This is a genomic window from Paenibacillus sp. 7541 (assembly GCF_002276395.1).
GTDB classification, from domain to species: domain Bacteria; phylum Bacillota; class Bacilli; order Paenibacillales; family Paenibacillaceae; genus Paenibacillus_AQ; species Paenibacillus_AQ campinasensis.
Genome location: NZ_NQLZ01000005.1, coordinates 327,675 through 352,255, shown reverse-complemented (window position 1 = coordinate 352,255; position 24,581 = coordinate 327,675). Strand labels below are relative to the sequence as shown.

Sequence of the window (24,581 nt, the reverse complement as noted above, 5' to 3'; positions counted from 1 at the left end):
ATGCTTAAGACTCGCCCGCGTTGGCTAACACGGTCTGAAACTCGTCCTCTTCTTCATCCTGATAGCCTGTAAACACGACGGTCTGAATATCTTCATGATTAAAGACATAACTGAACTCCGGGCTGATATATCCTTCAGGGTACGGACAAGCCAAATAATCGAACATCTGCGGCTCGTCGACAGCCAGTATCTGCTTTCTGCCGTAGATCACCAGCTTCTTCTCCCCTTCTTTCAAAATGACTATCGATCCGTTTGGCAGCAGCGTCTGCGGATTCCCCATCATGATCTCCTCCTTTTCTTGCTTTGCCGATGCCGCTTCGCCGTGGCTTGTGCTTCATTCCTCGCCCGCATATATGCGGCCTCCCGCTCTTCCTTAGGCAGCCCCAACGCCGGATACAGCGCTCTGAGCTTATCCATGTTGCGTCTAATAAATAGGTAGCGATGTATAAATACAACAGCTACATACAGTCCGAAGATCAGCAGCACTGAGAAGCCGGCCATCCCCAGCACCATGCTGCCCAACTCGCCGAAAAAGGCGGTCGCGAGATAATACGCAAGATAACCGATCGAGGCAAGCAGCAAGGCGGCCTTCCCTGCCCGGTTCAAACCTTTGCGCTCCATCTCCTGGTACGTCCCGCGCCGAACCGCTCTGATATGAAGCAGGCCGAACAACAAGCCAGCCGCAGCCATAAGGAGGACGGAACTGGCGCCGTACCACGGACTTTCTACACGGGCGATGTCATACATCATTTTCAGAATGGCGATCTCACTCGTCACAGCCAGCGCCGCTCCATAAATGCCCATATATAGCGTAAATACAGCCTCATAGCGGTATGGATTGACGCTGATTACAACTCCCCAGCCCAGCATGACAGCATACAAGATCGCAGCTGAATATAAATATGGGGAAAGCATCGGCGCAGCCAGCGTGACCAGCAGCGGAATGAGCATAATGAGCAGAAAGCATACAACGCCCCCCCGAATTTGTTCAGGCGGAATCAACCGAAAATGAAACCGTTCCTGCTCTTTCTCCGAAATATCCATCTCTAAAAGTAAGCCCCCTTATTTGAACCAACCGGCAATGGTTGAACCCAGCTTCTCTGCTCCGATCTTCAACGTATCTGTAACGCTGTCCTTCTGTCCATCGCCGTCGACATCGGCGAATTTAATACCGTTCATCACATAGGAAGCCCCGACCGACACGCCAAAGCCAATGGCGGCACCAGCCAAGGTTCCAATTGGACCGCCTACAGCGGTGCCAATTAGGGCGCCCGCTTTGGCGCCAGCCGCTGCGGATGCAACCACTGTACCAACCCCTACCCCGACATCAACCACAGCATCGCCGGCGATTTTGGCCCCGTTTTCCTTATTCTTGATATTGGAGGCGAAGTTGCCCACCGTCGTCAAGGCGATGCCGGCATAGCCGAGCTTGCCGCCCTTCCAGCTTAGCGAATCCTTGACGGCTGCCGACGGTAGAACGTATTTCGGAATCCTCGGATGATTTTTCCAGTTATGCTCCGCATATGATTTCTTGCGAATGTTCGCCAGAAAACCGTTGCTGATGTTTGCTCTAGTTCTGCCCCGGTGGTCCTTGGACAACCATACGCCAAAGCCTTTGCGGTACATGTCCCAATATTTGTACATCGTCCCTGAAGCCGTCGCAGTCCCTAGCAGGGTGCCGGCTGCAGCGATGGGACTGGCTGCCCACATGCTGGCCCCGCCGCCAAAAGGCGCAAGCGCATCGAATTCCACGCCAGCTGCCGTCACCGGTGGCTTGGAGCTTTGCGCCCGGTTATTCCCTTGAGCATAGCTGCTTTGAAGCAGGGTATGCGGGCTGACATGCACCAGCGCCTGCTTGCCAAAAGCAAGGCTGTTCCCTGTAGACTGATCTGTCTGGGCAAAAACACTCGCTTTATTCACAAGCTGTGTCCGATTCTGTTCAAGTCTGGCGACGACTGCTTGACATGCTGCCCGGCACTGGGCCAGACGCTGCTCCACCTGTGCACGGTGGCGCGATTCCCAGGCCATGCCTTGAATCCGCTGCTGCACTCTTTCCTGCAGCTGCTGAACCTCGCTCGCAATAGCGGATAGCTGAACACCTTGCTCATTCAATAATTGTGGCGTCACGCGTATTCTGGTCATAATAAAAGGCAACCTCCATATCGAACAGATAATAATTTGTACATGTATGAACGCTGTCTGTTATTTTATACGGGAGATGACGTCTCCGAGTTCCCTGACAATTTCCATCACAGAGGCTTCCCGTATCTGATCATGGCGATCGTCGGGCCGAACGACCCAGTTGGCCTCCCGGCCTCTCAGCAGCTCGATCCCTTCTACCCGCCAATCATGCTGCAGCCGGTAATACGCCGTGAACGCGGAATAGCTTTCCGGAGCCTTCACCGCCTCGGCCAGCCGGGTGACGGCCTGCTCTGAGCTCCCTTCCTTCCGCAATGTCTGCGCTGCGCCGGAAGCTTCCTGCTCTCCGTTGAGCCACTGCCAGAGTTTCCCCTTCGGCAGCTTGAGCTGCTCCGGGCACCGCTTAGGACGCTCTTGCAGATTCAAGCTGGACATGATCTTCATCCAGGCCTCAGCAGGGGTTCCAATCTCCTCTAGCTCGTACATAAGCATGTGGTCGATATATTTCAGTTCAGCCTTAACAACAGCGTCAGCGCTGTAATAGAAGAAGCACTCGCTGCTTCGGCTGCGCTGTTTATCATCCACCACGAGCTGTTTATCATCCACCGCGAGATGAATCGTGAGCAGCGCGCGGCTACAAATCTCTATGTATTCCAGAAGCTGAGGCACAAGCTCGGGTTCACCGTCAACCAATCTGATGTACCCGGCCTCCTCCAACTCTTGTTCAATTCGGGCAACCTCTGCCGGCATCTCTTCGGCCAGCGTTCCGCGAAATGGATCTTCAAGACCTACGACAGCCTTGGCCCCCGTAATCCCGGTCAACACAAAAAACTGCTTTCCGGTTAACCTGATCTGTATGCGAGCCTGCTCCAAGCTGCTCCCTCCTTTGACCATAAACAGCACCTTAAATTCATCCTATATATTATAGGGTAGACTTCCTCACTGGCTCTACCAAATCCTGGCCCTAAATTTCTAGGGATTTTTACCCAAATATTGCGTTATCTAAACATAAACCGCTATAGGAAGAAGGAATCAACCGACTTCGGGCCACCCTTAAACGTAAAAAGACATCCACCCTTCGCAGCATGCGATGGTCAGATGTCTCGGTCCAGATCTGCTGGACTGTTAAGTCTGAACACGAATAACCTCATTGGCGATCGTTCCGTCTGCCAGCCAGCGTTGAACCACCCGGTGAAAAAGCGCCGGATCCGCCAGCGGCACACCATGTCCAACCCCCGGGAACATGATCCCGGCAGCACGCTCCTGCAGGCTCATCAATTGCTGTACAGAACGCCTCATGACACTTTTCTCCTTCTCCCCTACGGTAACCAGCAGATTGGCGGTCGCTTTCTTGAAGCCGGATGGCACCTTGAAAGACATATTTTCCTCCAGGATGGACAGCAGTGTTTCCTTCTCCATCCGGCAGCATTCCTCATAATATTTCTCGAAATCCGCGTCTGATATGTACAACGTCCGAGCCTGCAGTCTGGAGAATGACCTGTTTCGAACGAGAGGGAAGGTTAACCCGATCAGCGGCCGCGTAAAGACACGGGCTCCTGGAAGCGGGCTTGTCAGCACACTGTTAATGATCGCATAATCCATCAGCTCCGGCTCTTGTCCCAGCATTTCAACGAGTATTTGTGCGCCTAGCGAGAAACCGGCAACCACAAGCTCTCTTCCCTTAGCGAGATCCATTATCCAGCGATTAAGATAAGCGGCCGTATCGCTAATGGATACAAAGGGCTCTCCCGCGCTCCGGCCATGTCCTGGCAGATCCGGAATAAGACAATAACTGTCCTGAAAATAGTCCGTCACCCCATCCCACATCCAGCCGCCCACGCCGCCGCCATGCAAAAAGACGATGACCCGTTGTGATTCACGATCTCCACTTTCCTTATAATACAATGCCAGATTGTCCAGCCCCTTCTCCTAAATATTATTGTTGATCGGGTTGCATATGGCCGTCAGTCAGACTTCTCCTTGCTGCTCGGCTTGTCTTCCGGCCGCTCTATAATGCCGTAGTATAGGATCGTGGAAAGCTGCTCGCTGATGGCATTCAGGCTGCCGAGCCCCTGATACCATTCCGTTCGCGCTGAGAATTCCTTGATAAATGTCAAAAAAGCCACCAGCACCTGGGGAGAAATATCCTTGCGAATTTGTCCCATCTGCTGTCCCTTGAAGATCAGCATCTCGAATTCGGGGACCACATGCTCTTGATTGAAGCGGATCAGCTTCTCCATCTGATCGGGAAATTTGGCCAGGTCGGATACAAACTTGTCGCTGACATGGACCGAGAATCGTTCGCGCTCTTTGGTTAACCGATCAAGCGCCTCCAGCGGGCTATTGGCATGATCGACGATATCACGGTACTCTTTCATCATCTCGTCCACGATCCGATCCACAATCTGATCGAGCAGCCCTTCCTTGTTCTGAAAGTAGTTGTATATCGTCATTTTGGATACCGGTACCGCCTCGGCGATCTGCTCCATACTGGTATCGATAATGCCATGCTCCACAAACAAACGCCTCCCTGTTTGAAGCACCTCTTCCTTCTTTCGGCTCATGTCCTGCAATCCTTTCTGTTCATGTCAGTTCGTGATTGTGCCTGCGACATCACTTTCTAAGTCTTTATGCCTTCTTGGTCTTTAAAATAATCCACGCTTCCTCATTCTCATTTTTATACTTCAGATATTAATATAGTATAAAATTTAGGCGAATTTCACAATAGTATTCTCTATTTTATTTACTAATCACATGTTATGAGTATCAAAACGAGCAATAGCAGATATCATATGTCATACTCCCCATGCAGCCAAATCATGTCAGCAGGGAACAATCAAAAAAACGGCTGCCCGCAGTTTACTAACTGCAGACAACCGTTTCACAACCCTCACATAACGATGGATCAATCATCGATCCGATTTATGATTTATACGCCAAAGGCTGACGGATTCGCTCTCCATGATTGCAAAAGCGCGACATCCTGCTCCTGAATACGCTGCTCGGACAATGCCACATCGATCAGCGCGGTGTAATTGGACAAGCTTTGCAGCGGAATGCCGGCCTCAGCGAAGGCTTGTACCGCTTTATCCAGCTGATAACTGAATATTGCCAGCACGGCCAGCGGCTCTGCACCTGCATCCTTCACCGCTTGCGCCGCCTTGAGCGAACTGCCGCCGGTGGAGATCAAATCCTCGATGACAACGACCTTTTGCCCCGGCTTGATCAGGCCTTCGATCAGGTTCTCTTTTCCGTGCCCCTTCGCTTTATCCCGGATGTACGACATCGGCAGGTTCAGCTTCTGAGACACCCATGCAGCATGGGGAATCCCAGCTGTCGCTGTTCCCGCAATCGCTTCGGCCTCCGGATATTGCTCGCGAATGATGGCCGCAAACGATTCCGCGATGACATCGCGGATTTCAGGGTAAGACATCGTCAGCCGGTTGTCACAATATATCGGCGACTTGATGCCGGATGTCCATGTGAACGGCTGATGCGGACGCAGGGACACCGCCTCGATCTGCAGCAGATACGCTGCGATTTTCTCCGGAATGTTCGTTAATGTACTCACGCTTGAATCATCTCCTCGATCATCTGTTCTGCTGCTTGTCTCGGATCTGCTGCCCCCGTAATCGGTCGGCCGATCACAAGGTAGTGACTGCCGCTGCGGATGGCTTCCCCCGGCGTCAGCACCCTCGCTTGGTCACCGATATCCGCTCCCGCTGGGCGAATGCCCGGCGTTACCGTCTTGAAGTCATCTCCGCAAGCTGCGGCGATTGCCGGAACTTCCAGGGAGGATGCGACTACGCCGTGCAGTCCTGCCTGCTTGGCAAGCGAGGCATAACGAACGACGGTGTTCTCCACAGCACCCGGGATGCCGATTTCCTCGTTCATCACAGCCTGGGTGGTGCTGGTCAGCTGCGTTACCGCAATGATGACAGGCATGGCAAGCCCCGGGGTGTCCGCCACTGCAGCTTCCGCCCCGGCCTTTGCCGCCTCCATCATCGCAGCCCCGCCGGCGGCATGGACATTAAACATGTCCACGCCGAGCCGGGTTACGCTGTGAGCCCCGCCTTTTACGGTATTCGGAATATCATGCATCTTCACATCGAGGAACACACGATATCCTTTGCTCTTCAGTTCCTTTATAAACTCCGGTCCGGCCGTGTAGAACAGCTGCATTCCGACCTTCAAATAACAAGGGATGCCTTCCAGCTTGCGCACGAGCTCCTTGGCCTGCCCGGCGTCAGGGTAATCCAGGGCCACCATCAGGCGGCCCGCCATTTGTTCATAACTGGCTGTCATATTCCCCTCCTTATCGGTTAAACCGGCATCGCTTCAGAGGAGAAGTTGATCGTCTCCAGCATCGTCAGCAGCTCGCGAACCGTATCCAGCGAGGTCATGCACACAACCCCGTTCTCAACCGCTTCCCGGCGAATCCGGAAGCCGTCACGCTGCGGTGTCTTCCCTTTGGTCAGCGTATTGAAGACAAAGTTCGCTTCTCCGGTGCGGATCATATCCAGAATATTCGGCGTGCCTTCCGACAGTTTGTTGATCGTCGTCACATCGAGTCCCGATGCCTTCAAAGCTGCGGCGGTGCCGCCGGTGGCGATGATTTTGTAACCGAGCTTGTGGAATCCCTTCAAGAGCTCGCATGCTTCAGCCTTGTCCTTGTCGGCAACCGTCGCGATAATCGCGCCGGAGGAAGGAATTTTCATTCCTGCCCCGATCAGGCCTTTGTACAGCGCCTTCGCATATTTGACATCGCGCCCCATCACTTCGCCCGTCGATTTCATTTCCGGTCCAAGCGTCGGCTCTACCCGGCGAAGCTTCGCGAAGGAGAATACCGGCACCTTGACAGATACATGCTCGCTCTCTGGCCACATGCCTTCCTCGTAACCGAGATCCTTCAGCTTCGTGCCGAGAATGGCCTGGGTCGCCAGGTTCGCCATCGGAATGCCGGTCACTTTGCTCAGGAACGGAACCGTCCGTGAGGAACGCGGATTCACTTCGATGACGTACACTTCGCCTTTATAGATAACGAACTGGATGTTAACAAGTCCGCGAGTATTCAATTCTTTGGCGATTTTAATCGTGATCTCCGTAATCTTCTGCTTGAGCTCCTCCGACAGGTATTGCGGCGGGTACACGGCGATCGAGTCACCCGAGTGAACCCCGGCGCGCTCCACATGCTCCATGATGCCCGGGATGAGCACCGTGTCGCCGTCACAGATCGCGTCGACCTCCACTTCCTTGCCCAGCATGTAGCGGTCGATCAGCACCGGATGCTCCGGATTGATCTTGACGGCCTGCTCCATGTAGTTCAGGAGTTCGCTATCGGAGTACACAATTTCCATCGCACGTCCGCCAAGCACATAGGATGGTCTGACCAGTACCGGGTAGCCCAGAGACTGTGCAGTGCCCACCGCCTCGTCAACCGAGGTGACCGTGCTTCCTTTCGGCTGCGCAATGTTCAGTCTGGACAGCAGCGCCTCGAACTTCTTACGGTTCTCTGCCTCATCAATGCTCTCGAGGCTCGTACCGAGAATGTTGACGCCCGCCTTGCTCAGCGGTTCGGCCAGATTGATCGCCGTCTGACCGCCGAACTGAACGATAACGCCGATCGGCTTCTCCTGTTCGATGACATTCATAACATCCTCGAAGAACAGCGGCTCGAAATACAGCCGGTCGGAGGTATTGAAGTCCGTGGATACCGTCTCTGGGTTATTGTTGATAATAACTGCTTCGTAGCCGGCATTCTGAATCGCCCATACTGCATGGACCGTCGAGTAGTCGAACTCGATGCCCTGACCGATCCGGATCGGACCGGAGCCAAGGACAACGACCTTCTCCTTCTGGGAGTGCGTCACTTCATTTTCGGTCTCATAGGTCGAGTAGTAGTATGGCGTTGTCGCTTCGAACTCCGCTGCGCATGTATCCACCATTTTGTATACTGGACGAAGTCCGTGCTCATGGCGAAGGAAGCGGATCGATGCTTCCGTAATGTGCGTGCTCGCCTTGCCTTCGGCGCGAAGCTCGGCAATGGCGCGGTCGGTGAATCCAAGCCGCTTGGCTTGATACAGCGTTTCATAAGTCAAGGATGCTTCACTGCGGATATGCTGTTCGAACTGGATCAGACCCTCGATTTTGTCAAGGAACCACCAGTCGATGTTCGTTAGATCCTGAATTTCCTGCAGCGTATAGCCACGGCGGAATGCTTCCGCCACCAGGAACATCCGCTCATCGTCCGCTTTCACAAGACGCTCCTTCAGCACCTCGTCGCTCAGTGTCTCCGCATCTTTCAGGTACAGACGATGAACCCCGATCTCCAGCGAACGCACCGCTTTATGAATGGATTCCTCGAACGTGCGGCCGATCGCCATCACTTCGCCTGTCGCTTTCATCTGTGTTCCCAGCTTCCGGTTGGCCTGCGTGAATTTATCAAACGGCCAGCGCGGGATTTTGCTGACGATATAATCGAGCGTCGGCTCGAAGCAGGCATAGGTCTGCCCTGTCACCGGGTTGACGATTTCATCCAGCGTATAGCCCATGGCGATTTTGGCCGCCATTTTCGCAATCGGATAACCTGTTGCCTTGGAAGCAAGCGCCGAGGAGCGGCTTACCCGCGGGTTTACCTCAATGACATAATATTGATAGCTGTTCGGATCCAGCGCGAACTGCACGTTGCAGCCGCCTTCGATGTTGAGCGCACGGATGATTTTGAGCGAGGCGCTTCTCAGCATCTGATATTCTCTGTCCGACAGCGTCTGGCTCGGTGCAACCACGATGCTGTCGCCGGTATGAACGCCGACTGGATCGAAGTTTTCCATGTTACACACAACGATACAGTTATCGTTGGCATCGCGCATGACCTCATACTCCACTTCCTTCATGCCTGCGATGCTCTTCTCAACCAGACATTGGCTGATCGGGCTGTAGCGAAGGCCGGAGCTGACCGTTTCGCGCAGCTCTTCCTCTGTAGCGCAGATGCCGCCGCCTGTTCCGCCAAGCGTATAAGCCGGGCGCACGATCAGCGGATAGCCGATTTCCTGTGCAAATTCCAGCGCTTCTTCCAGCGTGGTCACAATCGTGCTCTCCGGCACTGGCTGCTCCAGCTCGCGCATCAGTTCACGGAACAGATCGCGGTCTTCAGCCTTCTCGATCGAGTCCAGCTGTGTGCCGAGGAGCTTCACATTTTCCTGTTCCAAAATGCCGGCGCGCGCCAGCTCCACCGCCATGTTCAGACCGGTCTGGCCACCGAGCGTTGGCAGCAATCCGTCCGGGCGCTCCTGACGAATGATTTGCGTCACAAAATCCAGCGTGATGGGCTCGATGTATACTTTATCCGCCATGTTGGTATCTGTCATGATGGTCGCCGGGTTGCTGTTGATCAGCACCACCTCGACCCCTTCTTCTTTCAACGCCTGGCACGCTTGCGTACCGGCATAGTCAAATTCTGCCGCCTGGCCGATCACGATCGGGCCGGAGCCGATGACAAGTATTTTTTTCAACTGTTCGTTTCTAGGCATGTTAGCGTGCTCCTTTCACGGCTGCGACCATCTCTGCTTGGCGCGGCTTCCGAATTTCATTCTTCTTATGCTCTCTGATCATGTTCAGGAAGTCATCAAACAGATAGCTGCTGTCATGAGGACCAGGTGCAGCTTCAGGGTGATATTGTACCGAGAAGGCCGGGAATTTCTTGTGCTTCAGACCTTCTACCGTTTTGTCATTGTTGTTGATATGCGTCACTTCAAGATCCGTTCCCTGAATCGAATCCTCGTTCACCGTATAACCGTGGTTCTGGGACGTGATGAAGCAGCGCCCGCTAGCCAGCTCTTTCACCGGATGATTTCCGCCGCGATGACCGAACTTCAGCTTCTCCGTATTCGCTCCGGCAGCAAGGGCAAACAGCTGGTGGCCCAGGCAGATGCCGAAGATCGGATATTCGCCGAGCAGTTCCTTCACCATCTCTACGGCGTAAGGCACATCTTTCGGGTCCCCAGGACCGTTGGACAGCTGAATGCCGTCAGGGTGAAGCCTGCGAATTTCATCGGCCGTTACGTTGTGCGGCACGACGATGACATCGCAGCCGCGGGAGGTCAGCTCGCGCAAAATCCCGCTTTTCGCACCGAAATCAACAAGTACGATCCGTTCCTTGGCGCCTGGGCTGGCGAACATTTGCGGAGTCGATGTTCTGGCCACTTGATTGCGCAGCTCTGCAATCGAAGTATCGCCGAGCATTTCCTTCAGCTCTTCCACCGATTTGTTGGAGGTTGTCAGAATCCCTTTCATCGTGCCGTGGTGACGAATGATTCGGGTCAGCATCCGGGTATCGATTTCGCTGATCCCTGGAATGCCGTACTCCTTGAGCAGTTGGTCCACACTATACTCCGCACGCCAGTTGCTCGGTACAGGCTCATGACGGCGAACGACGAACCCATGTACAAACGGGCGAATCGATTCGAAGTCATCCCGCGTAATGCCGTAGTTGCCGATCAGAGGGTATGTCATTGTGACGATCTGACCGCAATAGGATGGGTCGCTTAGCACCTCTTGGTATCCTGTAATTCCTGTATTGAAAACAACCTCCCCGGTCATTTCAGCATCCGCGCCGAAGGATTTTCCGCTGAACAGCGTTCCGTCCTCCAGTAACAATCTTGCCTGCATCCCGATCACTCCTGTCATCTATGTGTAATTTATTTTAAGAGGGCAGCCGCCTAAGTGTTCCAATTAAAATCCGTCTTGCTCCGACCATCTTACTTGTCCGTCGACCCAGGTCATCACGGGCCAACCCTTGAGCTTCCAGCCGGTAAACGGTGTATTGCGGCCTTTCGTTGCAAATTGTTCAGGGTTAACTTCCTTCTCCAAATCCAGATCAATCATGGTCAAATCCGCCGGCGCTCCCGGTGTCAGCACACCGCTGTCAAGCCCGAACACACGAGCCGGATCACTTGTCATCCGCTTCACCAGGAACGACAGTTCCCATTTGCCAGTCGCTACAAACCGCGTATAGAGCAGCGGGAAGGCGGTCTCGAAGCCTACGATGCCAAACGGCGCCAGTTCCATCCCTTTCGCTTTCTCCTCCACGCTGTGCGGCGCATGGTCGGTCACGATCATATCGAGCGTCCCATCCAGCAGCCCTTCAATGCAAGCCTCCACATCACGCGGCGAGCGAAGCGGCGGGTTCATCTTCCAGTTGGCGTCAAGCCCTGGAATGTCCTCATCCGAGAGCACCAGATGGTGCGGGCACACCTCGGCTGTTACGGAGATGCCGATCGCTTTGGCCTGCCGGATCAGTCTGACCGACTGCTCGGTGCTGACATGGCACACATGGTAGTGTACCCCTGTTGCTTCTGCAAGCAGGATGTCTCTTCCGACATGAATCGCTTCGGATTCGTTCGGGATGCCTTTCAGGCCATGGCGCTCCGCGAATTTACCCTCCGTGACAAACGCTCCCTTCACCAAGGAATCATCTTCACAGTGCGCAATGACCGGCATGTTCAGAGCCTTCGCTCTCTTCATCGCATCCTTCATCATCTGGGCGCTTTGGACCCCGACGCCGTCATCCGTAAATCCGATGGCCCCTGCCGACTTCAAAGCTTCAAAGTCCGTCAGCTCGCGGCCCAGCTCGTTCTTCGTGATCGCCGCATAAGGGAGCACCTTGGCCATCTGGGCCTGGCGGGCTTTCTCAAGCACAAGCTCCACCGTCTGCGGCGTATCCGTTACCGGGCGCGTGTTCGGCATACAAGCGATCGTTGTAAATCCGCCCTTTACCGCCGAGCGGCTGCCGCTTTCAATCGTTTCCTTGTGCTCGTATCCAGGCTCTCTCAGGTGAACATGCATATCGATGAATCCCGGCGTAACCAGCTTTCCTTGCGCATCTATCGTTTGAACGCTGCCGTCCTGAACCGGTACATCCGCTCCTTCTCCGAGGACCGCCTCGATCCGCCCGTCTTTCACGACGATATGTTTGGTTTCGAGCTGTCCCTGTTCATTTAGCACCTTTGCGTTTTTTATAATTTGCACCATTGTTCCCCTCCGCAGCAGAAGCGCGGCTCGCTTCCTGTATATTGTATAATAAAAATTCACTTTTGTGTATATTTATTAGAAAAGTGCGTCAAAAATGATGATCTGCCTCGCTTAGCCCTTCATGGCTCGTTCAATGACAGCCATCCGGATTGGCACACCGTTGGACATTTGTTTGAAGATCGTCGACTTTTCGCTTTCCACCACCGCATCGTCGATCTCGACATTCCGGTTGAATGGAGCAGGGTGCATAATGATCGCATGTCTTGCCAGCCCTGCAGCTCTTTCCTCTGTCAGCCCGTAATGCTCGCGGTATTCCGCTTTCGATTTGAACACCCCTTCACTGTGGCGCTCCAGCTGTACTCGCAGCATCATCACCACATCCGCCTTCATTGCCGTCTCCATGGAGACATAAGGCGCATGTACGGCAAGCTCGGGAGCCATCATCGTCTCAGGCGCGCAGAACTGTACGCGGGCTCCAAGCTTTTGCAGCGCCCACAGGTTCGAGCGTGCTACGCGGCTATGCTTAATGTCCCCAATGATCGAAACCGTCAGTCCGCTAAACTCGCCGAACACCTGCTTCATCGTATACAAATCCAGCAGCGCCTGTGTCGGGTGCTCGTTATTTCCGTCACCGGCATTCACGAGCGGAATCGATACGCGTTCAGCCAGTTCCTGCAGGACGCCTGCCGGCTTCAGCCGGATTACCCCTGCGTCCACGCCCACCGCTTCCAGCGTCCGCACTGTATCGGAGATCGATTCCCCTTTCTCCACACTGGAGGCGGCGGCTGCAAAATTCATCACCTCAGCGCCGAGGCGCTTTTCCGCCATTTCAAACGAGAAGCGGGTTCTCGTACTATTTTCAAAAAACATGTTCACGACAAATTTGTGGTTTAAGATCGGCACGACCTTCTCGCTCTGCGAATCCCAATACGCTGCGCGATTCAGAATCGACATGATTTCATCCCGGCTTAAATCCTTTAGCCCCAGCAGACTGCGTTCTTTAAGTGAAATTGCCGTTGTCATGATCTATCGTTCCTCTCTTCATGAATGATCGTCACTTCATCCTTGCCGTCGATCTCCGAAAGCGCAACTACAATTTCCTCCTGCCTGGAAGTCGGCACGTTCTTGCCAATATAATCCGGCCGGATCGGCAGCTCTCTGTGCCCCCGGTCCGCCAGCACCGCCAGCTGGATCGCCCGCGGGCGCCCGCAATCCATCAGCGCGTCCATCGCGGCGCGGATCGTGCGTCCCGTGTAAAGCACATCATCGAACAGAATCACCTTTTTGTCATGGATGTTCAGCTCCGGACTTAGCATTGCCCCTTCCTTCCGCTGGAGAAGCTCTCCGTCAACCTTGCGGTCATCCCGGTAGGTAGTGACATCAATCTCCCCCCAAGGAATGGGCGTGCCCTCGATCTCATGGATCCGCTCAGCGATCCGCTTGGCCAAAAACACTCCCCGGGTCCGAATTCCCACCAGCACGCAGTCTTCGATGCCTTTATTTTTTTCCAGTATTTCATGGGCGATTCGGGTTAACGCTCTGCGTATGGCCGTTTCGTCCATAATGACATGCTGCTGTTCACTGCTCATCGATTACAGCCTCCTTCAATCTATCAGTAGCCCTTATTATGTTCAGGGTCATCCCTTGTCTCTCCATTCATTTTGCCAACAACATTCTGCACACAAAAAACCCCTTGCCCAGGGGGCAAGGGGGTATACTTCATGCGAGCGTATGAAAGCATGGCAAGCTGTCCGCAGACAGAATGATGCCTTCAAAGAATGAACCTCGGTTCACGTTACCTTGCCAGCCTCACGGGACTGATTTAAAGGTGCTATTCGATTGACTTCATTATGACAGACCCTGTATGAGATGTCAACTGTCATCAAGTCGAATTCTGTCGCAAACCTATCATGCAGCAATATACATTAGGTTTATTAAAATTCAAACTCCACGTCGCTCAATCTTCTGCGGATTTCCGAAATGACGCGCTTCTCTTCCTCTTCGCCTTTCGCTTCGAAGGTCACGGAGAAACGAACGAAATGGCCGGCATCATCCCAAGGCACAGTGGAGATCAGCTTCTCGCGGATCAAATATTGGGAGAAGTCTTCACCTGACTCGAAGCGGCGTCCGCCTTTGATGCCCTTCGGAGCTTCAACATAGAGGAAGAAGGAACCCTTCGGCTTCTCGGCCTTGAATCCAAGCCCATTGAGCGCTTCTACCAGCATGTCGTGACGGCGCGAATATTTCTCGGCGATCTTCTCGGTAATTTGCGGATTGTCAAGACCGTAAGCCGCAGCTTTCTGGATGGCGATGAATTGCCCGGAGTCATTGTTGTCCTTCACATCGCCGAACGCTTTCACCACAAGCGGATTACCTGCGATGAAGCCGATACGCCAGCCTGTCATGTTGTATGACTTGGACAGGGAATGCAGCTCCACACCAACATCCTTCGCACCAGGTACCGACAGGAAGCTAAGCGGCTTCAATCCATCATAAGTCAGCGCTGCATAAGGCGCATCATGCACTACAACGACGCCGTATTTGCGGGCCCACTCCACCACTTCGGTGAAAAATTCTACGGTCGCGCTGGCACCGGTCGGATTGTTAGGATAGTTCAGATACAGCAGCTTCGCGCGGCGGGCAATGTCCTCCGGAATGGAAGCCAGATCCGGAAGGAACGCATTTTCCTTCTTCAGCTCTACGTTGTAGACTTCGCCGCCGAGGTATTTGGTGTGCGTGCCCAGAACCGGATAACCCGGCACCGTCATAATGGTCACATCGCCCGGATTGATGAAGCAGGAAGGCAGCATGGCCAGCGCAGGCTTGGAGCCGATCGAATGCAGCACCTCGGTTGCCGGATCAATGCCATCTACCTGAAACACGTTTTTCAAATAGCGTACCGCCGCTTCCTTGAACTCGGCAATCCCGTTATCGGCATATCCCCGGTTCTCCGGCTTGGCAGCTTCCTCGGCAAGCTTGGCAACGATGCCTGCATCGGCCATTTCATCAGGCTCGCCAACACCCATGTCAATCAGTTCAGTATCCGGATGCTCAAGCTTGGCAGCCGCTTTGGCTCTTTTGATTTTCTCGAATTTATAAATCGCGGTGTCCTTGCCATAGCCCGCCCCACCGATACGGTCTGCAAAATTTTGCTGAATATAAGTTTCTTGATATTTTTCAATACTCATGGTTTGTATTCATCTCCTACTCTAGCGATCATAGTCACCCTAAATATGCCCTAAAAACATGGTGAGAGCCATGCATTTTATATCAGATGATTTGTACATTTAAGTCAGTCTCCTTCTGCCAAATTAGGGTTGCCCCCACGCCGGCGAGGCTATGATATCTCCACCCATCTCGCCATCAGCTCATCAAGCCGGATTTGCAGCATATTCCGCTCATTCCAGATCGCTTCGAGCCTGGACACGTCAGCATGATGCTGCCCTGTATCGAGGCTTGCGTCCTCCAGCTTGCGATCAAGCGCCTGAATTTGCGTTTCCAGGGCAGAGATCTCCTCTTCCAGACGTTCCGGACTGTTCATCCCATCATCGTCCCGTGTTGACACAGACCGCTGGACGGGCGCTGCCTGGTGCTTGCTAGAAGAAGCCGCTTGAGACGGAGTCCATCCTACTATAGCCTGCTCCATCTTCAGCTTCTTATCCCGGTAAGCTTCATAGTTGCCGTGGTATACGGTCAATTGGCCATCCTTCAACTCCCATACTTTGCCCGCCAGCCGATTTACAAAATAACGGTCATGGGAAATAGCCAGAACGGTACCGCCGTATAACTGAAGCGCTTCTTCCAGCGCCTCTCTGGAGGCGGTGTCCAGATGATTCGTCGGCTCATCCAGCAGCAGCAGATTCGGCTTCCGCTGCACAAGTACCGCCAATCTCAGCCGAGTCCATTCCCCGCCGGACAGATTGCCCAGCTTCCGGAACACCGCCGGCCCATAGAATAGATACCGCGCCAGTATGCCGCGTGCTTCCCCCTCGCTTACGCCTGCCAGCTCCTGAAAATATTTGAGAACGGTCCGCCCCGGTTCGGCTGGCTCCTCCTGCTGCGCCAAATAGCCGACCTCGATACGGGCGCCCAGCTGAACTACTCCAGCATCCGGCTCCAGGTGACCGAGCAGCAGTTTGAACAGCGTTGATTTGCCGCTGCCGTTGGCGCCAAGCAGCACAACCCGCTCCCCGTATTCCAGCAGTCCCGATATCTCCTTCAGCACATCCTTGCCGCCAAAGGACATGGACAACCCTGCGAATTCAGCTGCGCGGCGGCCGGACCGGTCCTGCTGCTCAAGCTCAAACTCGGCTCTGCGGCGCTCCAGGACGGGCCTTTTCACTTGTTGCATCCGATCAAGCGCCCGCTGCATGGAAGCCGCCCGTTTGAAGAACTTCTCGTTGCCTCCGACTCGGCCCCATTCCTCCAGCTGCTTGATCGATTCCTTCATCTTGGCCACCACTTTCTGCTGCTCCTGATACAGTTCGAACTGCTGCAGCAGCCGCTTCTCCTTGGCCTCGATATAAGCGGTATAGCCTCCTTCAGCCGTGAATCCCTCGCCATCCTCAATCTCCATCACCCGGGTCACCGTCCGGTCAAGAAAATAACGATCATGCGACACCAGCACCACCGTTCCCGGATATTCCTTCAAAAAGGATTCGAGCCACTCCACTCTCTCCAGATCAAGATGGTTCGTCGGTTCATCAAGCAGCAAAATATCAGGAGCGACAATGAGCATCGCCGCCAGCGCAACCCGGGTCTGCTCCCCGCCAGACAGCGATCCGAACGGCTGGCCATAACTGCTCTTGGCGATGCTTAGCCCGGAAGCGATTTTGTCAATGCTCGCCTCCATCGCATAGCCGCCTTCGCGCTGAAAGCGCTCCTGCAGCGAGGCATACCGCTTCAAGATTCGATCGAGTGCATCCGGCTGCGCATGAATCTCGGCATCGCCCATACTCCGCTCCAGCTCCGTCATTTCGGCTTTCCAGTCTGTCAGCTGCTGAAGCCCGGCAGACAGCACCTCCAGCACCGTGCGCTGGCCGTGATCTGCCAAGGTTTGAGCCAAATAGCCGATACGGGCATCCTTCCGGATCATAATCTGCCCTTCATCCGGCTGCTCTACGCCTGCAATAAGGCGCATCAGCGTTGATTTGCCGCTGCCGTTGAGGCCGATCAGGCCGATTCGCTCCCCTTCCTTAATGTCAAAAGCAAGATGGTCAAGCACCAGATTGGCGCCGTGATATTTGGTCAAGTTTTTTGCAGTGATCATATTCATGTTCAGGTTCCTCCCAAATCGCTTGTTCGGATGAGCACCAAGCTCCCGCACAGCGGTTTTTGTCATTGGAGAAGACCTGCACTCTGCATTACGCACATCAAAAAAAGGCCAGGGAGCAAGCTCCCCGGCCTTGGTAAACAAGCCTGATCTCAAATCAGGCTATATCCGTAAAGGCAGGCAGGCAACTTCTCGAAGATGTTACAACACGTATCATGGAATTGGACAGACTTCTCCCGTTGTCGGAAAAAGCATGAACAATACCAGCCATCGCGATTGGCAGCTGGTTAATACGGTTGTTCACCTTCTCGAAATTCATCCTGGCCCACCTCCTTTAACATTAGAATTACGTCCACTATATCATATCCCGGAGCAGGACCGCAATAAGCAGGGGCCTCTCGAACAAATGAGAAAGGAGCCGTTACCGGCTCCGCAATGACGCCAGCAGATCCTCCATATCCTGAGGCAGCGGCGCAGAAAACTCCACATATTCCCCGCTTGACGGGTGTACAAATCCAAGCACGGCAGCATGAAGAGCCTGTCCGTTCATTTTAATGCCCTTGCTCTTGCCGTATACGGGATCACCGACGAGCGAGTGACCGATATATTTCATATGCACCCGGATTTGGTGAGTGCGTCCGGTCTCCAGCTGCAGCTCAAGGAGACTGTAATCGCCAAAGCGCTCCATCACCGTGAAGTGGGTGACTGCATGCTTGCTGTTGCGATCCGTGACCGTAAACATCTTGCGATCATGCGGATCTCTGCCGATTGGCGCGTCCACCGTCCCCTGATCATGACTGATATTCCCCTGGACGAGGGCGATATACCTTCGGGTTACGCTATGATCCTTCAGCTGTGCAGCCAGGGAAGCATGCGCCTTGTCATTCTTCGCCGCCATAATCAAGCCGGAGGTGTCCTTGTCGATCCGGTGCACGATGCCCGGGCGCAGCTCGCCATTGATCCCCGACAGATCCTTGCAATGAAACATCAGCGCATTGACAAGCGTTCCGGTCAGATGACCCGGAGCGGGATGCACCACCATCCCCCGCGGCTTGTTCACCACGATGACGTCGCGATCTTCGAATACGACCTCCAGCGGAATATCCTCGGGGGCAATCTCCACCGCAGACGGCTCAGGAACATGAACGGATATCCGGTCCCCCTCACTCAGCTTGAAGTTCGCTTTCACCGGAGCGCCATTTACAGTCACATGGCCCTCGCTGATCCACAGCTGTACCTGCGAGCGGGACACTTCATCCCCAAGTGCTTCCGCTATATATTTGTCAATCCGCGTCTTGGCGTCCTCAGGTCCTGCCGTCCACTCCATAACCTCGCCCTCATGCTCGGCCCGTTCCCACATCGCCGCTGTCATATCACCTTCCTGCAAGCCTATTCATTCCCTTCCGTGCCTGTCGTTTCATGATGTGCTTTCATCTGTTCCCGTCTGCCCTCAAGGAGGGTGTCGAGTATAATGAGCCCTACCCCGATCACGATGCAGGAATCTGCAACATTAAAAATCGGGAACGTATAGCTGCCGAAATTGAATTGCAGAAAATCCACCACTTCGCCCATCAGCAAGCGGTCGATAAAATTCCCCAGAGCGCCTCCGAGCACAAGTGCCAGCGCGGTTGGCAGCAGCTTTCGTTCTTCCTTGCGAACCTTCTGCAAGTACCAGACGAGCCCGACTACAACGGCGATGGTGACGATAATGAAGAACCACAGCTGATTCTGCAGAATGCCAAACGCCGCTCCCTTGTTACGATGAGAAGTGATCAGGAAAAAATCACCGATAACCGGAATTTTATCCCCAATCTCAAGTCTGCTTGCAATTAAAAATTTCGTTCCCTGATCGATTATAAATGCGATCAATGCAATCACATAATACACCACGTCGCTATGTTCACTCCGTTCTGTCTCATCCGCTCATGCTTTGTTGCTTTTGCGGAAATTTGCTCGTCTTATTGTAGCACAGCCGCTGAACCATCGTCCATTCCTGTCCAGTCCCGCGAACATTTTCCGTCAGTAAAACCCCTGGTTAGCGCGCACTCTATAGGTATCAACAATCGGCCCATAACCGGACCATGAAAGGAGCCTGACATGTCGCATTTAACTCAGGAACAGATCCGCCGACTGAAGCAGAGACTGATGGAGCGCAAGGCCGAGCTGGAATCGCGCATGGTGCATAATGATCAGCACGGCATGGGGGAATCCGAACGAGATTACACCGGTGAATTATCACATATCGACAACCACCCGGGCGACCTGGCGACCGAGGTTTATGAACGCGAGAAGGATCTGGCCCTGCAGGACCGGATGGACCTGGAACTGCAGCGTGTCATTTTCTCCCTGGAAGCGATCCATCACGGGCGCTATGGCACATGCATCATCTGCGGGGAAGCGATCCCGTACGAGCGTCTGGAGGCTGTTCCGGACACCCAGTACTGCCTGAAAGACAACCCGCGGCAAAATCCTTCCCATGACCGTCCAGTGGAAGAGGAGTTTCTTCATCCGCCGTTTGGCCGCTCAAGTCTCGATGAGCATGAATATTCCGGCTTTGACGGAGAGGACGCATGGCAGATCGTCGAAAGCTGGGGCAACTCCAACTCGCCCGCCTTGGCCGAAGGCAACAACATCGACAGCTATAACGAAATGGACATCGAGCATGAAGATGACCAGGGCGGCTTTGTGGAGGTATATGAAAATTTTGTGGCTACAAACATCGATGGCACCGATGTATTCTTCGTCCGGAGTCCGCAGTATGTGGAATATATCCAGCGCGGGGAAGGCAGCTTCCTGCTTGATCCGAATGTGGCCGGGGAAGACGATGACGATACGTTAATCTGACCTGCCCCCTGACCCCCATCTTCTTGCTGTGATTAGGTCAGTTCAAGCTGACGTTGAACGATGCGGACAATATCCGCAATGTAATCGCCGATGATTGGCAGATTCAAGGCGCCAAGGGCCTGAAGTAGATAAATGATGGTGGCAGCAAAAAAAGTAAAGCCGATCGCAATCCCAACCCCGCGAGCAGTCCCTGCCAGCAGGTTCAGACCAACCAGTCTCCACGGCCGATGCAGCAGCTGTGTATAGTCCGCGATACGGGATTTCTCAAGCTGCTGAGCGATATCAGTCGTCAGACGATGAATGGTTTGAAGCCGTTCCTCATCCGATACGGAGCTGTTTCCCTCCCGTATCTCTTGCCCTGCCTTTGGTTCTTGCGGCTTTGCTTCTTGCTTCTCCTCTGATTTCTGTTGATCCGACATCGGACAGAAAAGCCCCCTTTCCGCGGCCGGCGGCGGTGTTCGTAAATCGCTGCAGCAAGCGGCTGTTCCAGGAATAGTCATCGGATAAACGACGCTTGATGCCGCTCGCTTGACTCGCATTGCTGCATTGCCGTATCCATTGCTCCTCCGGAAGCCAATCCGGGATACCGCTCGTATAGCCCATTGTGCTGCTATTATGTGTAATAATGTATCCGCTCATTCTTGCATACGGCACCGATGAAGCGTCTGTTTTGCCAGTGCATGCGTACGTCCCCGTACCTCTGCACGGACATTGACAGCGCATGAACGCCAAAAAGACCATCGACCATGGCAGCCTCCCGGAGGCACCATGTCGATGGTCTTTTTTTCTAATGGATACAAGCGGGCTTTTGCGATTAGTCGATCAGAATGCCGATCGTTTTGCCGCCAAGCTCCACACGCTCCATATCGGCGCTTTGTCCAAACTTCACTTCGGTGACCAGCACGTTCTCACGCAGCACCTCTTCAAAGGCGGTAATCGCCGCCTTGAGCTCATCATCGGCATCCAGCGTAAGCGCCACTCTTTTCTCAATCGGCAGATCCAGCTTCTTGCGCGTGTCCTGCACCGCACGAACAACTTCACGCACCCAGCCTTCCTGCTCCAGCTCCGGTGTAATGTCCGTGTTGAGCGCCACCGTCAGTCCATATCCGGAAGCTGAGGCGAAGCCTTCCTTCGCTTTCTTCTCCACGAGCAGCTCTTCGGAAGTGATCTTCAGCTGCTCGCCTTCCGGCGAGGCAACCTCGACACCGCCGTTCTGAACAACCGCTCGGGTCTCTTCGCTGCTCATGCCTTTGAGGACGCCTTGCAGGAAGCCAACGTTCTTGCCGTATTTCTTCCCGGCTACCTTCAGGTTCAGCTTCAGCGTGAAATCCACGAAGCCGCTATCGCTCGTTTCCACAACGATGCCCTTCACGTTGATCTCATCCTTGATAATCATTTCATAGCCGGACAGGTCGAACTCGCGGTCCATGGACACAATGAGCTCCGACAGCGGCTGACGGGTCTTGATCCCCGTTTCGTTCCGCACGTTGCGGGCCAGCTCCACGATCTGACGCGCCGTTTCCATATCCTGCTCCAGCGTTTGGTCGATCATCGCTTCGTCCGCTTGCGGGAAGTCCGCCAGATGCACGCTCTCTCCGCCGCCCAGGTTGACGTAGATGTCCTCAGACAGCATTGGCGTGAACGGCGCCATCACTCTGGAAAGCACCAGCAGCACATGCGTCAGCGTGCCGTAAGCGGCCAGCTTATCCTCGCCAAGTCCGCTGCCCCAGAAGCGATCGCGGGAGCGGCGGATATACCAGTTGCTCAGCTCATCAACGAATGCCTCGATCGCTTTGGCTGCATTCAGGAAGTCATTCACAGCCAGCCCTTTGTCAACGACCAGCACAAGGCTGTTCAGGCGGGACAGAATCCAGCGGTCCAGCTTGTTCTCCGAACCTTGGAATTGATGCTTCGCCGGGTCATAACCGTCAATGCCGGCATACAGGGTCAGGAAGGCATGGGTGTTCACCAGCGTATCGATGACCTTCGATTTGGCTTCTCCGACGATGCCTTTCGAGAAGCGTTTGCTGTTCCAAGGCGCGCTGTCGGCCAGCAGCGCCCAGCGGAAGGCGTCCGTTCCGTATTCCTCGATGATCTCCCAAGGATCGATGACATTGCCTTTGGATTTGGACATCTTCTGTCCGTTCTCGTCCAGAATGTGGCCGGTAGCCATAACGGCTTTATACGGCGCTTTGCCTGTAAACAAGGTGGATACCGCCAGTAGGCTGTAGAACCAGCCGCGTGTCTGATCGATGCCTTCACAGATCATGTCGGCCGGATACTGATGTTCGAAAGTCTCATTATTTTCAAACGGGTAATGGTATTGGGCGAACGGCATCGAGCCGCTGTCAAACCATACGTCAATCACCTCGGACGTTCTCTCCATCACGCCGCCTTCACAGTGCGGACACTTTACCTTCACCTCATCAACGTAAGGCTTATGAAGCTCCAGATCCTCGCTCACTTCCCCTACAGCGTTGGCGCGAAGATCAGCGATGCTGTGCGGCGCGTACTGCCCGTCACAGGAGCTGCACACCCATACGTTCAGCGGCGTTCCCCAATAGCGGTTCCGGCTGATGTTCCAGTCCACCAGATCCTCCAGGAATTTGCCGAACCGGCCTTCACGCACATGGCCCGGATACCAGGTGACGGAATTGTTGTTCTCAATCAGCTTGTCTTTAACCGCTGTCGTCTCGATAAACCAGCTCTCCATCGCATAATAGAGGAGCGGAGATTTACAGCGCCAGCAGAACGGATAGCTGTGCTCATATTTCTCTTTGCTGTACAGCAGCCCTTTTTCCGAAAGAGCCTTCACGATATCCAGATCACAGTCCTTCACGAACCGTCCCGCAAAATCAGTCACCTCGTCGTTATAACGGCCTTGCCCGTTCACTACACTCACAAAGCTGATGCCATTCTCCCGGCAGACGCGGTAATCGTCCTCACCGTGCGCAGGCGCCATATGGACAATCCCTGTACCGCTGGCATCGGTAACGAAGGAAGCGCCCACGATCACATTGCTTTTCTCCGCCTTGATGTAGCTGAACGGCGGGGTGTAGCTTCTTCCAACCAGCTCCGCGCCCTTCAGTTCAGACAGTACGGTGAATTCACCTTTCATAACATCGTCCACAAGATTCTTGGCTACGATGTATACGCCGTCCTCCTGCTGTACCCGAACATAGTCCATATCCGGATTGACTGCCAGCGCCACGTGCGCCGGAAGCGTCCAAGGGGTAGTCGTCCAGGCGAGTACATATTCGCCGCTGTCATGCAGCTTGAATTTAGCCGTTGCAGACAGATCCTTGACGTCCTCATACCCCTGTGCAACCTCATGCGAGCTCAGTGTCGTCTGACAGCACGGGCAGTACGGGCTCACCCGGTGACCGCGATAGAGAAGACCCTTATCATGGATCGTCGCCAGGATGTTCCATACACTTTCGATATAATTGTTATCCAGTGTGACATAGGGGTGATCGAGATCGGTCCAGTAAGCAATCGCCTCGGTCAGCTCCCGCCATTTATGCTCATATTCGAACACGCTCGCTTTACACTTCTGGATAAAAGCTTCCACGCCGTAATTTTCGATTTCCTGTTTACCGGAGATGCCCAGCTGTTTCTCCACCCCAAGCTCTACCGGCAGACCATGAGTATCCCAGCCCGCTTTGCGGACAACCTGATAGCCCTTCATCGTTTGGTAACGGCCTACAAAATCCTTGATGACCCGTCCAAGCACGTGCCCGATATGAGGAGCACCGTTCGCTGTCGGCGGCCCTTCATAGAATACATAGTTCGGACGACCTTCGCGGTGCTGGATCGATTTCTTGAACGTGTCCTCTTCTTTCCATTTGTTCAGGATACGCAGCTCTCTGGCGCGCGCCTTCTCTTTCACATCAACTCTGTTCATGCCGTATCTTCCTTTCATCCTAACTCATGTAAAATCAAAAAAAGGCCCTCATCCCCCAAGGGACGAGAACCTTAACTCGCGTGACCACCCTAATTCTGTCTGACTGCAACGCACATCAAGCGCAGACCAAACAGCACCTCTGCTCCATGCCAATAACGACAGGCACGGGTCCGATGTAACGTTCGGAGGACGGCTTAGCTTACACACTCCGGATTCACGGCGCTTCGGCTTTGCTTCTCAAGGACGATATTCCACAAGGTCTGAACATTGGCTTTCAGCAGGATGCCAACTCTCTGAGGGACAGCGCCACTTGTGTACTTGTTCCCATCTGCGAATTTACGATTGTTCATTCAATTCAACTATGTTACTAGTTATAGACTTTTTCAGGCCAAA

General features: G+C 54.0%; 21 protein-coding genes and 1 other annotated feature. Of the genes, 1 reads left to right on the top strand and 20 read right to left on the bottom strand.

Going from position 1 to position 24,581, the window contains the following annotated elements; all coding sequences use genetic code 11:
- Nucleotides 1–4: 4 nt before the first annotated feature.
- The 18 genes from CHH75_RS03830 to lspA all read right to left on the bottom strand — a co-directional run bounded on the left by CHH75_RS03830 (nt 5) and on the right by lspA (nt 19,330).
- Nucleotides 5–283 (bottom strand): DUF4176 domain-containing protein, encoded by a 279-nt coding sequence (locus CHH75_RS03830; protein WP_176475446.1) that lies wholly within the window; start codon nt 281–283, stop codon nt 5–7.
- Nucleotides 280–1,044, bottom strand: a complete 765-nt coding sequence (locus CHH75_RS03825; RefSeq protein ID WP_095397456.1) for a hypothetical protein — start codon at nt 1,042–1,044, stop codon at nt 280–282. Before CHH75_RS03825 ends, CHH75_RS03830 begins: the two co-directional genes overlap by 4 nt.
- Nucleotides 1,045–1,062: 18 nt before the next feature.
- The gene (locus CHH75_RS03820; RefSeq protein ID WP_095263197.1) at nt 1,063–2,142 is read right to left on the bottom strand and encodes a WXG100 family type VII secretion target; all 1,080 of its coding nucleotides are present in this window, start codon (nt 2,140–2,142) and stop codon (nt 1,063–1,065) included.
- 60 nt (nt 2,143–2,202) lie between these two features.
- Entirely contained in the window at nt 2,203–3,012 is an 810-nt protein-coding gene (locus tag CHH75_RS03815; protein ID WP_244908051.1) for a hypothetical protein, read from the bottom strand.
- A 252-nt stretch (nt 3,013–3,264) separates the two neighbouring features.
- A complete protein-coding gene (locus CHH75_RS03810) occupies nt 3,265–4,044 on the bottom strand; it encodes an alpha/beta fold hydrolase (protein ID WP_244908050.1) in 780 nt (259 codons plus the stop codon).
- Between the two features lie 59 nt (nt 4,045–4,103).
- Nucleotides 4,104–4,703, bottom strand: a complete 600-nt coding sequence (locus tag CHH75_RS03805; protein ID WP_095397455.1) for a TetR/AcrR family transcriptional regulator — start codon at nt 4,701–4,703, stop codon at nt 4,104–4,106.
- A gap of 365 nt (nt 4,704–5,068) precedes the next feature.
- Nucleotides 5,069–5,710, bottom strand: coding sequence for an orotate phosphoribosyltransferase (gene pyrE / locus CHH75_RS03800; protein WP_095263194.1), 642 nt, complete (start codon nt 5,708–5,710; stop codon nt 5,069–5,071).
- Nucleotides 5,707–6,444: an orotidine-5'-phosphate decarboxylase gene (gene pyrF, locus CHH75_RS03795; RefSeq protein WP_095263193.1), complete on the bottom strand. Its 738-nt coding sequence runs from the start codon at nt 6,442–6,444 to the stop codon at nt 5,707–5,709. The genes pyrE and pyrF overlap by 4 nt, the downstream gene beginning before the upstream one ends.
- 17 nt (nt 6,445–6,461) lie before the next feature.
- Nucleotides 6,462–9,668: a carbamoyl-phosphate synthase large subunit gene (gene carB / locus CHH75_RS03790; protein ID WP_095397454.1), complete on the bottom strand. Its 3,207-nt coding sequence runs from the start codon at nt 9,666–9,668 to the stop codon at nt 6,462–6,464.
- Nucleotide 9,669: 1 nt separating this feature from the next.
- On the bottom strand, nt 9,670–10,806 hold the full coding sequence (gene carA / locus CHH75_RS03785; protein ID WP_095397453.1) for a glutamine-hydrolyzing carbamoyl-phosphate synthase small subunit: 1,137 nt from the start codon (nt 10,804–10,806) through the stop codon (nt 9,670–9,672).
- Between the two features lie 63 nt (nt 10,807–10,869).
- Nucleotides 10,870–12,168: a dihydroorotase gene (locus CHH75_RS03780; protein WP_095263190.1), complete on the bottom strand. Its 1,299-nt coding sequence runs from the start codon at nt 12,166–12,168 to the stop codon at nt 10,870–10,872.
- Nucleotides 12,169–12,279: 111 nt separating this feature from the next.
- Entirely contained in the window at nt 12,280–13,194 is a 915-nt protein-coding gene (locus CHH75_RS03775) for an aspartate carbamoyltransferase catalytic subunit (protein WP_303621122.1), read from the bottom strand.
- On the bottom strand, nt 13,188–13,757 hold the full coding sequence (gene pyrR / locus CHH75_RS03770; RefSeq protein ID WP_095263188.1) for a bifunctional pyr operon transcriptional regulator/uracil phosphoribosyltransferase PyrR: 570 nt from the start codon (nt 13,755–13,757) through the stop codon (nt 13,188–13,190). Before pyrR ends, CHH75_RS03775 begins: the two co-directional genes overlap by 7 nt.
- A 345-nt stretch (nt 13,758–14,102) precedes the next feature.
- Nucleotides 14,103–15,356 carry an LL-diaminopimelate aminotransferase gene (locus CHH75_RS03765; RefSeq protein WP_095263187.1) on the bottom strand — a complete coding sequence of 418 codons (1,254 nt, stop codon included), beginning with the start codon at nt 15,354–15,356 and terminating at the stop codon, nt 14,103–14,105.
- Between the two features lie 149 nt (nt 15,357–15,505).
- Nucleotides 15,506–17,443: a ribosomal protection-like ABC-F family protein gene (abc-f, locus tag CHH75_RS03760; RefSeq protein ID WP_095397451.1), complete on the bottom strand. Its 1,938-nt coding sequence runs from the start codon at nt 17,441–17,443 to the stop codon at nt 15,506–15,508.
- A gap of 154 nt (nt 17,444–17,597) precedes the next feature.
- Nucleotides 17,598–17,759 (bottom strand): hypothetical protein, encoded by a 162-nt coding sequence (locus CHH75_RS24740; protein ID WP_176475445.1) that lies wholly within the window; start codon nt 17,757–17,759, stop codon nt 17,598–17,600.
- A 102-nt stretch (nt 17,760–17,861) separates the two neighbouring features.
- Entirely contained in the window at nt 17,862–18,800 is a 939-nt protein-coding gene (locus tag CHH75_RS03755; protein ID WP_230875571.1) for an RluA family pseudouridine synthase, read from the bottom strand.
- Nucleotides 18,801–18,829: 29 nt separating this feature from the next.
- Nucleotides 18,830–19,330, bottom strand: coding sequence for a signal peptidase II (gene lspA, locus CHH75_RS03750; protein WP_095263185.1), 501 nt, complete (start codon nt 19,328–19,330; stop codon nt 18,830–18,832).
- 207 nt (nt 19,331–19,537) lie between these two features.
- Between lspA and CHH75_RS03745 the strand changes: the two genes are divergently transcribed.
- Nucleotides 19,538–20,284 carry a TraR/DksA C4-type zinc finger protein gene (locus CHH75_RS03745; RefSeq protein WP_095397450.1) on the top strand — a complete coding sequence of 249 codons (747 nt, stop codon included), beginning with the start codon at nt 19,538–19,540 and terminating at the stop codon, nt 20,282–20,284.
- A 32-nt stretch (nt 20,285–20,316) separates the two neighbouring features.
- On the opposite strand, the gene CHH75_RS03740 is transcribed toward CHH75_RS03745, so the two are convergent.
- Both CHH75_RS03740 and ileS read right to left on the bottom strand, forming a co-directional pair.
- On the bottom strand, nt 20,317–20,703 hold the full coding sequence (locus CHH75_RS03740) for a DUF5665 domain-containing protein (protein WP_155617297.1): 387 nt from the start codon (nt 20,701–20,703) through the stop codon (nt 20,317–20,319).
- 395 nt (nt 20,704–21,098) lie between these two features.
- Nucleotides 21,099–24,188, bottom strand: coding sequence for an isoleucine--tRNA ligase (gene ileS / locus CHH75_RS03735; protein ID WP_095263182.1), 3,090 nt, complete (start codon nt 24,186–24,188; stop codon nt 21,099–21,101).
- 55 nt (nt 24,189–24,243) lie between these two features.
- Nucleotides 24,244–24,528 (bottom strand) — a binding site (T-box leader).
- Nucleotides 24,529–24,581: the final 53 nt, after the last annotated feature.

Excerpts from the sequence above, each read along its gene's own strand:
- CHH75_RS03830 (WP_176475446.1), bottom strand. The coding sequence starts at position 283 with ATGATGGGGAATCCGCAGACGCTGCTGCCAAACGGATCGATAGTCATT.
- CHH75_RS03825 (WP_095397456.1), bottom strand. The coding sequence starts at position 1,044 with ATGGATATTTCGGAGAAAGAGCAGGAACGGTTTCATTTTCGGTTGATT.
- CHH75_RS03820 (WP_095263197.1), bottom strand. The coding sequence starts at position 2,142 with ATGACCAGAATACGCGTGACGCCACAATTATTGAATGAGCAAGGTGTT.
- CHH75_RS03805 (WP_095397455.1), bottom strand. The coding sequence starts at position 4,703 with ATGAGCCGAAAGAAGGAAGAGGTGCTTCAAACAGGGAGGCGTTTGTTT.
- pyrF (WP_095263193.1), bottom strand. The coding sequence starts at position 6,444 with ATGACAGCCAGTTATGAACAAATGGCGGGCCGCCTGATGGTGGCCCTG.
- carB (WP_095397454.1), bottom strand. The coding sequence starts at position 9,668 with ATGCCTAGAAACGAACAGTTGAAAAAAATACTTGTCATCGGCTCCGGC.
- carA (WP_095397453.1), bottom strand. The coding sequence starts at position 10,806 with ATGCAGGCAAGATTGTTACTGGAGGACGGAACGCTGTTCAGCGGAAAA.
- CHH75_RS03780 (WP_095263190.1), bottom strand. The coding sequence starts at position 12,168 with ATGGTGCAAATTATAAAAAACGCAAAGGTGCTAAATGAACAGGGACAG.
- pyrR (WP_095263188.1), bottom strand. The coding sequence starts at position 13,757 with ATGAGCAGTGAACAGCAGCATGTCATTATGGACGAAACGGCCATACGC.
- CHH75_RS03765 (WP_095263187.1), bottom strand. The coding sequence starts at position 15,356 with ATGAGTATTGAAAAATATCAAGAAACTTATATTCAGCAAAATTTTGCA.
- abc-f (WP_095397451.1), bottom strand. The coding sequence starts at position 17,443 with ATGAATATGATCACTGCAAAAAACTTGACCAAATATCACGGCGCCAAT.
- CHH75_RS24740 (WP_176475445.1), bottom strand. The coding sequence starts at position 17,759 with ATGAATTTCGAGAAGGTGAACAACCGTATTAACCAGCTGCCAATCGCG.
- CHH75_RS03755 (WP_230875571.1), bottom strand. The coding sequence starts at position 18,800 with ATGTGGGAACGGGCCGAGCATGAGGGCGAGGTTATGGAGTGGACGGCA.
- CHH75_RS03745 (WP_095397450.1), top strand. The coding sequence starts at position 19,538 with ATGTCGCATTTAACTCAGGAACAGATCCGCCGACTGAAGCAGAGACTG.
- CHH75_RS03740 (WP_155617297.1), bottom strand. The coding sequence starts at position 20,703 with ATGTCGGATCAACAGAAATCAGAGGAGAAGCAAGAAGCAAAGCCGCAA.
- ileS (WP_095263182.1), bottom strand. The coding sequence starts at position 24,188 with ATGAACAGAGTTGATGTGAAAGAGAAGGCGCGCGCCAGAGAGCTGCGT.